Raw genomic sequence first — 10,806 nt, forward strand, 5'->3', positions numbered from 1 at the left:
GACGATATTCGAACGACACTTCAGTGGTCATGGCTGGCTCGGATTTTTCGATGTCGGCCTTGATCAGAAAGCCGTTGGTCGCCGCGTAGCTCTCGCCAGGAGTAGCCCGTCCAGGATCTCCACTGTCGTTGCATCGCCACGACCGAGCGTTACCGGGCGCGCTTCGAAAGCATCGCCATAGCGGCCGAAAACTACTGTCCAATCGCGGAATGTCTGCAGAGCTTCGCGTTCCACGGCCAACGGCACATTGAGACGCTCGCTGACGATGGTTATCTGGACGGGCAGCCCGGGTCGCCAGCGACCATCCTCGTTGTCGAGGACGATGCGGGCGGCAGCGGTGCGGTTATCTTCGCTGATGATGGGACTGACGTACTCGACGGTACCGGTAACTGGTTCGCCCTTGTCGCCAGCCCGTACGCTCGCTATCAGTCCGGCGCGCACGCTCGCCAAATCGCGGGACGAGACGGTCGCCGCTATCCACACGGTCGAGAGGTCGGCGATGACGAAGGCTGTGGCATCCCCGCCGACGGCTTCGCCCTGCGAGATATGCCTCTCTCGATGATCGTCCCACTAAATGGCGCACGCAGTTCGAAGCTCGCCAGATCTCCGGTGTCAGCGCTCGATATACCCAACGCCGACAATTGCTGTTCGAGTCCCGCAACTTCGATATCAGCCTCCTGTACGCCGTTGCGTGCCTGGATCAGATCCTGCTCTGCAGAGATCTGCGCGTCCCACAGTTGCTGCTCGCGCGCCACAACGGTGCGAGCCAGATCGCGACGTTTACGGGCACTCAGTAAAGCACTGCGTTGCTGCGCCAGCGTCTGGCTTGAGAGAATCGCCAGTAGCTGGCCGGCGGCGGCGACGCGGTCGCCGGTACGTGCAACGACGGTTCGCGCGATCCCCGCGATGGGTGGCACAACGTGCGCCAATCGCTCCTCGTTCAGAGTCACTTCCCCGAGCAACTCACTGGTGATGGCGATACTCCCCGGACCTGCTTTGGCGAGTCGAATGCCACTGCGTTCGAGCAGATCTGTCGATATGCTGACGCGTCCTTCGGCCTGGGCGTAGGTGTACGTGTAGCGTTTGCCATCGTGTGCAAGACATTGATGGTGACGTCGAAGGAGTGCGGTTCGACGATTTCTGCGTTGCCACGCAAGTAGTCACCGACGACATCGAAGGTGATGCGCTGCGGATCACGACCGAGCCGCCTCAATTCAACTACCAATTCGACGCCGGTTGGCGACAGCGGCTTGCCCTCATCGTACAGGTATGCGCGGAACTCGGGTGGTATGCCGTCCTCGGCAATCGCCAGTTCGACTGTGAAGGAGCCGGTTGTGAACACGCGCCCCCCATGGCGGGGGGCGACACTGTCTTCGGCTTGCTCTGGTTCTTCAGATCCAAGCTCCGAAGCCCCGTGTCCCTGCTCATCCGTGGCTGGCGAATCCGGCGCACTGAGGACAACCCAGCCCGCTGCCAAGGTGCCCACGATGAGTGCCACTACCGCGATCGTCTGCTTAGAGTTCATTGCTCTCTCCATCATGTTTTTCGACTGCGATGGCAGTGATGCCGCCCACGCGCGTTCGATGTCGGCATAGGCACTATGGGCATCGGCGAGCGCCCGGGCATACTGCGTGCGGGCGGTGAACAGTATTTTCTGTGCGTCGAGAACGTCGATGATGCCGAAGCGCCCTAATTCGAATGCTTTGCTAGTCGCATCCAGTGCAAGCTGAGCGGCCGGAAGAATGTTGTCGTGGATGGCGGCGACTGCAAGTCGACGTCCTCGATATTGGGCATAGGCTTCGCCAATATCGCGCTGCAAGCGCGTGCGCAATGCACGTTCACGGTCCACCGCCTGGTCGCGCGTAGCAATCGCTGCAGCGAGATTGCCTTGGTTACGATCGAAGATCGGCAACGGCATCGAAAGCGTGACAACAGCTGCATTGCTACCATCTTCGGCGAGGCGCCGTGCGCCACCGCCGATGGTCAGGTTACCGATGCGGCGGCTGCGCTCAACGCCGATGCCGGCCTCGCCACGTTCGATATCGCGACGCGCCTGCAGCATTTGCGGCGCCTGCTCGACAGCCTGAAAAAGCTCCGCCTGCTCAGGCAGGGTCGGAAGGGACTCGAGCACACCCGCAAGCGGCGCCAAGTCGTCGGTTTCGCCCCACAATGCATAAAGGCGTTTGCGCGCCGTGGCGAGCTGTGTCTCGGCCTCGATAAGATCGAGCTCCGCATTCGACACCGCTATTTGTGCGCGACTGAGTGCTACCGGTGCCAGGCGTCCGGCCTTGATCTGCCGGCCCGCGGCATTTGCCGCACGTGTCGCTAGCGCTACGGAGGCCGCGCCCAGGCGAGTCTGTTCCTGCGCGGCGAGCGCGCTGAAAAAGGTCTGTCTGACGGTCGCTCGCACATTGGCACGTTCCGCAGCGGCAGCGACGGTTGCCACCTCACGGCCAAGTGCGGCGTAGCTCATGCGCGCCTTGCGCTTGCCGCCCAGTTCGATTTCCTGAGACAGCGCAAGTGTCGATTCTCGCTGAGGCTGGCCCAGCCAATCGCCAGTAAAACTCAAATCGGGGTTTGGTCGCGCTTGCGCCTGCAACTCGGTACCGGCGGCAATCTCGATCTGACGGCTAGCCACCGCCAATTCTGGATTGACGCCGTCGGCGAGCGTGAGCGCGGCCTCGAACGTCAACGCAACTTTGCGCTCGGAGGTGCTTTCCGGCGCCGGTACCGTATCGGCGGCGCGTCCCGGCAAGGACGCAATAAGTGTCAGCAAACACAATATGGATGACCTGATCATCAGGTGGTTCCCTGTTGGTTGAGGGGGATCCGCCGTGAAGATTGAGGCAGTCACAACCGTCAGCGACGATTGTGGTTCCGGCCGTGGACGGCCGGTCCTGCGATCTACACGTTACGCGTGATGCGTAACGTGCCAGTCAGGTCGTTCGATGGTTTCGGGAGCCAGAAAGTCGCGCACGTCATCGTGCGCCGAAGAGAAGAGACACACGCTGCTGTTGCCAGACAAAACCGGCTGCGGCGCCGGTGCCAAGAGACGGTCAGATGACAACAATGGAATTCATCAATGTCGTTTGCGCCGGCATCACTACCGTGCACTGTGTCGATATGTCCATGCGTGGAAATGGAAGTGCCGTCGATTCCAGCGCCGGAGTCGTGATTCGTCATCTCGCCCAGCATCGCCAGGGTGCCCTGCAAAGGGAGCATGAGGATAAGCATCACGATAAGTGCGCGCTGTAGCATGGGAGCAGTATCGGCCAAGCACGTCTAAACTTCAACCCCACTGCGGCATTAGGACTTGTGCCGATGATGAGCGTGGACGACCCGCTGGTTAGGGTTCATTAGAAGATAAGTGTCGCGTGCGCCAGCCCGGTGGCTGGCGGCGAAGGAAGATAGAAGAAGATCCGGCGCTGTTAGGCGCGTTGGAGTCCCTGGTCGAGCCGAGCACGCAAGGCGATGCGGAGTCGGCGTTGCGCTGGACATGCGAGTGTCTTCGTGTGCTTGCGGAGGAGTTGGTGCGTAACGGTCACTAGGTCAGCTATCGGACGGAGGGTCGGCTGCTGAAGTATCTGGATTACCGCCTTCAAGCGAACCGCAAGACGCTGGAAGGGGCGCAGCACGCCGATCGGGATGCGCAGTTTGATCACATCAACGCGCAGATCAAGAAGCAGTTCAAAGGTGACAATCCAGCCATCTCAGTGGATACGAAGAAGAAAGAGCTGGTTGGGCCTAAAAATACGGTGGTCGCGAATATCGACCGATAGGCAAACCGGAGAAAGTAGACGTCGACGACTTCATGGGCGAGTTGGGTCCGATGAGTCCGCATGGTGTCTATGATCTGCAAGACAAGTCGGGCTAGGTGAGCGTTGGGATCAGCGCTGATATTTCGGAACTCGTGGTAGTAACTGGCTCACTTTTCGGCGGGGGTGTCAGAAATTCTGTGTGCGAGGCGGGTTTCACATTTGTGTGCCGGTGAACCGGTCGCCGTACATGATGGCGAACTGATTCATCGCCGCTCGCCATTCCTTGGCCGATCTTACTTTGTCCTTCAGGATGTTTCGTAGCGCCAGCCACAACAGCTTGGTCGCCGCCTCGTCGCTCGGAAAGTGACCACACGTTTTGATGATCTTCCGTAGCTGCATATGCAGACTTTCGATGGCGTTGGTCGTGTAGATCACGCGCCGCACCTCCGGCGGAAACGCGAAGAACGGGATGACGTGCTCCCAGGCCCGCCGCCACGATCGGGCGATGGTCGGGTACTTCGTGCCCCACGGCCCTGCCGAAAATGCTTCAAGCTCTTCGGCGGCGGCCTCAGCGCTGGTCGCGGTATAGACCGGCCGCAAGGCTGCCGCCACCGCCTTACGATCTTTCCAACTCGCGTAATCGAGGCTGTTGCGGATCAAATGGACGATGCAGGTCTGAACGGTGGTCTGCGGGTAGGCCACTTCGATGGCCTCAGCCAGGCCTTTGAGGCCATCGACGACCGCAATCAGAACGTCGTTGACGCCGCGCGTTTTCAGATCGTTGAACACCTTCAACCAGAACTTGGCACCCTCGGTCTGCTCATTCCAGATCCCCAGAACATCGCGGGTGCCGTCCGGCAGCACGCCTAAAGCGAGGTAAACGGCCTTGTTGCGCACCACGGCATCGTCGCGGATATTCGCCCGTAAGGCATCGAAGAAGATGACTGGATACAGGGGCTCCAGTGGTCGGCTCTGCCAGGCCGTCACCTCCGCCATCACCTCGTCGGTGACTTTGCTGATGAACTCCGGCGAGACCTCGGTGCCGTACATCTCCACCAGGTAGCCCTGGATCTCGCGCACCGTCATGCCGCGCGCGTACATCGCCACGATCTTCTGGTCGAAGCCGGTGAAACGACGTTCGTGTTTGGGCACAATCTGCGGTTCGAAGCTGCCTTCGCGGTCGCGCGGCACTTCGATACGCACCGCACCTTCGTCGGTCAGAACGGTCTTCCCGCTCGTGCCGTTGCGATGGTTGGATTGGCCGGGGGGTCTCGCTTCGCCTGGCTCGTAGCCCAGGTGCTGGCTCATCTCGGCACCCATGGCGCGTTCGATGACTGCCTTCTTGAGCGCCCGGCACGCCGTCTCCACCTCGCTCTGGGTCATCGGTCCCTTGACGATCTGGTCTAACTGCTCCGGTGGAATGACGAACTCACGACCGCTGCCGGAAACCTCTGTCTTTTTGCGTTTGCTTGGCATACTGACTCCTTACGATTGTCATGATATGCCTCGCACACAAAAAATCTGACAGACCCTTTTCGGCCGGCGCCGACATGCATTGCCAGCGTCGGCGCAGAGCAATCTGCGTCATCAATCTGGGCCGCGTTTCTCGCTCTTACTTCTGTAACCCTAGGAAGGATGTGCATCCCCGTGTTCGGGCATGCCGTCTCCGCTTATCCATTGGAGTAATCAATATGAAAAGCGGACGTTCACTCGTAAACCTGGCCGAAGAACTCGAGCGCCAGCTTGGTCGCAAGCAGGATCTCGTCGCCGCCTTCCTCTCTGCTGCAATGCCGTGCCGATGTGGGCGGCGACCTCAAGATGTTAGTGGAAGCCCGACCGGGCGAAGTCGAATACGGCGTCAATAGCCTCGCGCGGCACCAGCTCGCCGATAAGCTCAAGATCCCGTTCGCCTACTTCGAGCGCATGCGCTCTGAGCAACCGGCCTTGCTGGACAGCAACGTCAATACCTGGCTGCGGACCGACGGCGACCGCCGGATGATCCGCACTTTGGATGGCACCGTGCGTGCCGTGTTGTCCGACAGATATCCGCGGCTCGATAACTTCGATCCGGCCGAGAATGTATTGCCCATCCTGCATCGCCTCGAAGGTGCACGCTTTGAATCGGTCGAGCTGACCGAGACGAAGATGTATCTGAAAGTCGTGACGCCCCGCGTTGAGTACGAAGTCGCCCCCGGCGACATCGTGCAGGCAGGTGTGGTCATTTCCAACTCGGAGGTGGGCTGCGGCACCTTGTCGGTGCAGCCGCTCATCTTCCGGTTGGTATGTCGCAATGGGCTCATCGCGCCAGACCGTTCCTTGCGCAAAACCCATGTCGGGCGAGCGCTGCAGTCGGAAGATGAATCGGTCAACGTCTACCGGGATGACACCCTGGCAGCCGACGACCGAGCGTTCTTCCTGAAGGTCCGAGATGTGGTGGAAGGCGATCTCCGAGGCGACGTTCAGGCAGGTCGCCCTCAAAGTTCCAGAAGACCCGAGAGATTCCGTTGACTGGCAATCCGGTGAAGACGGTCGAAGTGCTGGCCAACCGCCAATACACGCCCAATGAAACCGAGCGGTCCGGCGTGTTGCGACACCTCTCGTCGAAGGAGATCTCCGCCTACGGTCTCGTTAACGCGGTGACGTACTACTCGCAGGAGGTCGAGGACTATGACCGTGCAACCGAGTTCGAGGCGTTGGATGGCCGGCTGATCGATTCACCCGCCAAGGACTGGAAGGAATTGGCGCAAGCCGCCTGAAAGTCGTTAGACAGCGCGTCGAAAGGTTGGCCTTGAAGACCACTGCCCCTGATAACTGACTGCCTCCTTCCCCCGGTACAACCTCACGGTTGCCCGGGCATTTTTTTGACTGTCAGCAGTGCTGACGACTTGGTCGCGGCGGATGATCGGTGGCGGACTATCGTCCGAGGTAAAGCGCAGTGATTGCTCGCGAACATGGCCCAGCTCTGCGCTGATGATCAGACGCGCCTGGATGATCGGACCCGCGCTGCGCCGGCGTCAATTCTTTGGAGCGCGGCCCACCGGCTGCCGGGGCCGACCAGCCGGTGAATTCGCGGTATCGGGTTTGTGCGTACTGGTGGCGGTGACCGTGGGCGCGATTATTCCAGCGGTCGCGCATTGATGCTCGAAGCGCCGAGTTGCTCGATGTAGGTGCCCCGCCGGGGATCAAACTGCCCCTGCCGGCGAGTGCCTTGGCTGCATCGATAACCTGGCGTTGTTCGTCGTTACGAATTGGGATCTCGCGAGCGCCCACCTTTCGTCCAGTGTCCTTTAGTGCGAGGTTGTTACCGCGATCGGCCCACACCGGACAGATCTTGATGGACTCCGCGCGCCGCAGACAAATGCCGCTTGCAGGCGCAGGGACATCTGAGTGTAGTATCGGTGACTTTGGCGAGTTCGGTCGCGACCAGTTCGCGGGCCTTGCTGACGTTGGTGACGTATTGGCGTCTTCCGATCCCGTAATGATCGTTGTCGCGGGCGAGCACATGCTGTTTGCCGATCTTCTCGGCCCACCATCGGAGCTCTGCCATGCGATTCTTGATAGTGCCAATCGTGAGGCCCTCTGCCTTCCAGCGCTCGACCAGCGCATCCACATGCTTGGGCTTGAGGCTTGCTGCTGCCAGATGCCGGTAGCCCAACTCATGGAGCTGGGTGGCGACCAGGGCGAGCAGCAGCGCTCGCGATCACTGTGTCGCATAACTGCCGTCGCGATTGCGCCGACAGATCTGCTTCAGTTCGTAGTTAAGGTCTCGCACTCGCGTCTGGCGGCCTCCTTGTCCGGTTTCCGTCTGTTGCCCCTCGGCGTTGTCTGCGTCGTTGTCTTTGGTGTATCTAATTTCTGGTAAGTGTTTCTGTCGTCCCGAACGCCTGAGCGCGCCGCGGGAACTACGAGGGACACAGGACACCACTCCGTTTCGTGCCGAGTTTTCTGGTTGCCGCCGCGGCACGCGGCATTGGCGTCGATGGCGCTTCCTGTGGAAGTCTCTCCATCGAGGTGAGCCATTGACCCGAGGCTCTGGGGTGCGCCGGTTGACGCGATTGCTGAGGAGCCGCACAGAGCGGGAGAGGTCAGACCGCATTGCGTGGTCTGAGATAACGACGTGCCGGGGAGGCCGTCACGTGGGGTTGTCACCTGCGACAGATCCCGAAATGCGCGGATGCGCTGGGGCAGAGTGCGCGTCGTCACTACTGGCTGGCGCCGCGTAGTGACGACGCTGTTGGCGCAGCGAATGGCTGCTGACGATTGGCGCAGAGCGCTGAAGAACAGACTGGCGCAGACGCGCGCTTGACGATTGCGAGAAGAGGCTGACGAAGATCTCCAACCTTGCGGCCGCCGGCTTGCAGGAGATGAGGCCGGTTTGAGCGCTCGCGTAAACGAGCTGGGCGATGCGTTAACGGGCATCAATCGGGCTGACTCAGCCAGCGTGAAATTCGTATCGAAAATTCTGCCGCAAGAACGCGCTCGGAGGCAAGGCCGGCGCGCGCTTTCTCTGTTGGCTGCAAATTGTAGTGCTTGCAGCTCTTTGATTTCGAGTCCACTCAGATCCTATCGAGATCAGATTGCGCCGCGCTAGCGCCACGAAGTCCGACACTTTTCGCCTCGATTCCGTATCTCCACAGAAGACCGTTGCGTGGCTCGCGATGACAGCGCCGGTCTTTGCGACACCAGATTCAATCCAGGAGATGCCGAACATGCAGCAGAACAACCACAGAGAGCCGACCATCCTGCGCCGCCCACAGGTCCAACAACGCACCGGCCTATCTCGCAGTACCCTGTACCAATACATCAAGGACGGCGAGTTCCCGCAGTCCATTGCACTGGGCCCACGGTCGGTAGGCTGGCTTGAATCCGATGTCAGCGACTGGATCGCGGAGCGCGTGAAGATCTCGCGTAGCCGTGCTGGCCGGCCGGCCCGGTAAGCGACAGATGAGCGCAGAAATCTTTGAGCAGTTCCGCGCGGCGCTCGAGGCGCGGAACGTCATTCCACCTGAAACGATCATTGCTGACGGAGAATTTCATCGCTGCGATGTCGCCGGCAAGCATGGCAAAGACGACGCGTCCTACGTGCTCCATCTCGATGGCTTCCCTGCCGGCGGGTTCGAGAACTGGCGCGACGGCCACGGTTGGCAACCGTGGCGACTAAACATCGGGCGGCCACTGACACGCGCCGAGCGAGATGACTTGGCGCGACGGGATGCGGCCACGCGTATCAAACGCGCCGAGGAGGCGGCCCAGACTCAGGCCGACGCGCGACGACGCGCGGCCCGGATCTGGTACGCCGCTCGTGCGGCGACTCCCTCCCATCCGTACCTGGCGCAGAAGAAGGTCTCGGGCCACGACCTGCGCGAATACAAGGGCGCGCTGGTCGTGCCGCTGCGCGCGGTTGACGGAACACTGCATAGCCTGCAATTCATAGCGGGTGACGGCAGTAAGCGCTTTTTGAGAGGGGGACGGGTCGCCGGCATGTGTTACCTGTTCGGTACCATCAGCGAGGGCCAGGCGGTCGTGTGCGTCGCTGAGGGCTACGCCACGGCCGCGACTATTCACGAGGCGACCGGTTACCCGGCCGCCGCGGCGTTTAATGCCGGCAATCTTGCGGCAGTGGCAAGAACCATCCGGCAGACCTATCCCGAGGCTTCCCTCATCGTGTGTGCCGACGATGATTTTGAGACGCCCGGCAACCCTGGGCTCGCACTCGCCACGAACGCCGCCCGGGAAAGTGGGGCAGCGGTAGCTATTCCGTCCTTTGGCGCCGGGCGCTTGTCCGGCGAAACCGACTTCAACGATCTCCACCGCAAGGAGGGCCCGGATGCCGTAAGAACGGCGCTCGATACTGCCTTGGTCCCCGCGAACGAATCGTTACTCACAGTCGATGTGCTTGCGGAAGGAGAGACCGACTGGACAGAGCCTGAACCACTCGGAGCACCCATCGACGCCACGCCTTATCCCGACCACGCCTTGCCTGGTGTTTTGGGCGACGCAGTCAGACAGGCCCAATCCTTCGTCCAGGCGCCGATGGCACTGGTGGCCTCCTCGGCCCTCTCGACACTTTCGGTCGCGGTTCAGAGCTTGGTCAATGTTCGACGCGATCATCACCTCGTCGGTCCGGTGTCGCTCTATCTGCTCGCGCTCGCTGACTCGGGCGAGCGTAAGACGACCTCCGATGCCATCTTCGGCGCCGCCCTGCGTCGCTGGGAGAGTGAGCGACGACAGGACCTCGCGCACGACATCAAAAAGTCCGAAGCGACGCTCGCGACCTTCGAAGCCAAGAAGTCCGGGCTCCTCGACGCCATCAAACTCAAACGACGACGGTCACTGGATTCCACCAAGGAAGAATCGTCTTTGGAAGCGCTACTGCAGGAAGCGCCGTCGCCGCTAGCCGTTCCACGCCTGCTCTATGCCGACGCGACTCCGGAGGCGCTCGCCCATGCCCTGGCAACCGGATGGCCCAGTGCGGGTGTGCTCTCGGCCGAGGCCGGCGCCGTATTCGGCGCCCACGGCATGGACAAGACAACCTCATGCGCAATCTGGCCTTGTTGAATGTGCTTTGGGACGGCGGAGAGATGGCCATCGATCGACGCACTCGCCCTTCGTTTGTATTGCGCGGTCGACGACTGACCTTTGGCCTCATGGCCCAACCCGAAGCCTTCCGCAGTTTCCTGGAGCGTGCCGGGACGCTGCCACGCGGAACGGGTTTCATCGCGCGTTTTCTAATCGCTTGGCCGCTGAGTACTCAAGGGTCTCGAACGTATCGACCGGCCCCAGAGTCCATGCCAGCGGTCATGCGGTTCGCAGAGCGCATTTGCACGCTGCTTGATACCCCGCTCGCTACCGACGCCCACGGCGGCCTCACCCCTGTCGTGCTCGACTTGTCACAAGCCGCTCGCCAGGCGTGGATCCAGATCTTCAACACCATCGAGCATCAGCTGGGGCGAGACGGCGAGCTTCATGCGGTACGCGATGTGGCTGCCAAGGCGTCCGAGAATCTGGTGCGCTTGGCGGCACTGTTCCACGTCATGGAACATGGCGT

Annotated in this window: 9 protein-coding genes and 2 pseudogenes; 6 read left to right on the forward strand and 5 right to left on the reverse strand. The window is 61.1% G+C overall.

The window, feature by feature from the left end:
• Positions 1–63: 63 nt before the first annotated feature.
• The 3 genes from IPM80_12385 to IPM80_12395 are packed head-to-tail and all read right to left on the reverse strand — an operon-like array spanning position 64 to position 2,800.
• A complete protein-coding gene (locus IPM80_12385) occupies positions 64–546 on the reverse strand; it encodes an efflux RND transporter periplasmic adaptor subunit (GenBank protein ID MBK8959202.1) in 483 nt (160 codons plus the stop codon).
• Positions 474–950 carry an efflux RND transporter periplasmic adaptor subunit gene (locus tag IPM80_12390; GenBank protein ID MBK8959203.1) on the reverse strand — a complete coding sequence of 159 codons (477 nt, stop codon included), beginning with the start codon at positions 948–950 and terminating at the stop codon, positions 474–476. The genes IPM80_12385 and IPM80_12390 overlap by 73 nt, the downstream gene beginning before the upstream one ends.
• Positions 947–2,800 carry a TolC family protein gene (locus IPM80_12395; protein ID MBK8959204.1) on the reverse strand — a complete coding sequence of 618 codons (1,854 nt, stop codon included), beginning with the start codon at positions 2,798–2,800 and terminating at the stop codon, positions 947–949. Before IPM80_12395 ends, IPM80_12390 begins: the two co-directional genes overlap by 4 nt.
• A 574-nt stretch (positions 2,801–3,374) precedes the next feature.
• On the opposite strand from IPM80_12395, the gene IPM80_12400 reads away from it, so the two are divergent.
• Both IPM80_12400 and IPM80_12405 read left to right on the forward strand, forming a co-directional pair.
• Positions 3,375–3,548 carry a hypothetical protein gene (locus IPM80_12400; protein ID MBK8959205.1) on the forward strand — a complete coding sequence of 58 codons (174 nt, stop codon included), beginning with the start codon at positions 3,375–3,377 and terminating at the stop codon, positions 3,546–3,548.
• A gap of 24 nt (positions 3,549–3,572) precedes the next feature.
• The gene (locus IPM80_12405) at positions 3,573–3,779 is read left to right on the forward strand and encodes a hypothetical protein (GenBank protein MBK8959206.1); all 207 of its coding nucleotides are present in this window, start codon (positions 3,573–3,575) and stop codon (positions 3,777–3,779) included.
• A 192-nt stretch (positions 3,780–3,971) separates the two neighbouring features.
• Here the strand turns inward: IPM80_12405 and IPM80_12410 are convergent, their stop codons facing one another.
• Entirely contained in the window at positions 3,972–5,234 is a 1,263-nt protein-coding gene (locus IPM80_12410) for an IS256 family transposase (GenBank protein ID MBK8959207.1), read from the reverse strand.
• A 215-nt stretch (positions 5,235–5,449) separates the two neighbouring features.
• On the opposite strand from IPM80_12410, the pseudogene IPM80_12415 reads away from it, so the two are divergent.
• Positions 5,450–6,514, forward strand: a pseudogene (locus tag IPM80_12415) (DUF932 domain-containing protein).
• 157 nt (positions 6,515–6,671) lie between these two features.
• Here IPM80_12415 and IPM80_12420 read toward each other — a convergent pair.
• Positions 6,672–7,530: pseudogene (locus tag IPM80_12420) on the reverse strand (integrase domain-containing protein).
• A 937-nt stretch (positions 7,531–8,467) separates the two neighbouring features.
• Here IPM80_12420 and IPM80_12425 point away from each other — a divergent pair.
• From IPM80_12425 to IPM80_12435, 3 genes are all read left to right on the forward strand, one after another.
• On the forward strand, positions 8,468–8,695 hold the full coding sequence (locus tag IPM80_12425; protein MBK8959208.1) for an AlpA family transcriptional regulator: 228 nt from the start codon (positions 8,468–8,470) through the stop codon (positions 8,693–8,695).
• A 7-nt stretch (positions 8,696–8,702) separates the two neighbouring features.
• Positions 8,703–10,316 carry a DUF3987 domain-containing protein gene (locus IPM80_12430; GenBank protein MBK8959209.1) on the forward strand — a complete coding sequence of 538 codons (1,614 nt, stop codon included), beginning with the start codon at positions 8,703–8,705 and terminating at the stop codon, positions 10,314–10,316.
• Positions 10,295–10,806 (forward strand): DUF3987 domain-containing protein (locus tag IPM80_12435; protein ID MBK8959210.1); only part of this gene is annotated, 512 nt, incomplete at its 3' end. The genes IPM80_12430 and IPM80_12435, both read left to right, overlap by 22 nt.

The organism is Pseudomonadota bacterium (assembly GCA_016719885.1).
Lineage (GTDB): Bacteria > Pseudomonadota > Gammaproteobacteria.

Bases quoted from the DNA above. Each gene is read 5' to 3' on its own strand.
- IPM80_12410 (MBK8959207.1), bottom strand. From the start codon at position 5,234: ATGCCAAGCAAACGCAAAAAGACAGAGGTTTCCGGCAGCGGTCGTGAG.
- IPM80_12425 (MBK8959208.1), top strand. From the start codon at position 8,468: ATGCAGCAGAACAACCACAGAGAGCCGACCATCCTGCGCCGCCCACAG.
- IPM80_12395 (MBK8959204.1), bottom strand. From the start codon at position 2,800: ATGATCAGGTCATCCATATTGTGTTTGCTGACACTTATTGCGTCCTTG.
- IPM80_12430 (MBK8959209.1), top strand. From the start codon at position 8,703: ATGAGCGCAGAAATCTTTGAGCAGTTCCGCGCGGCGCTCGAGGCGCGG.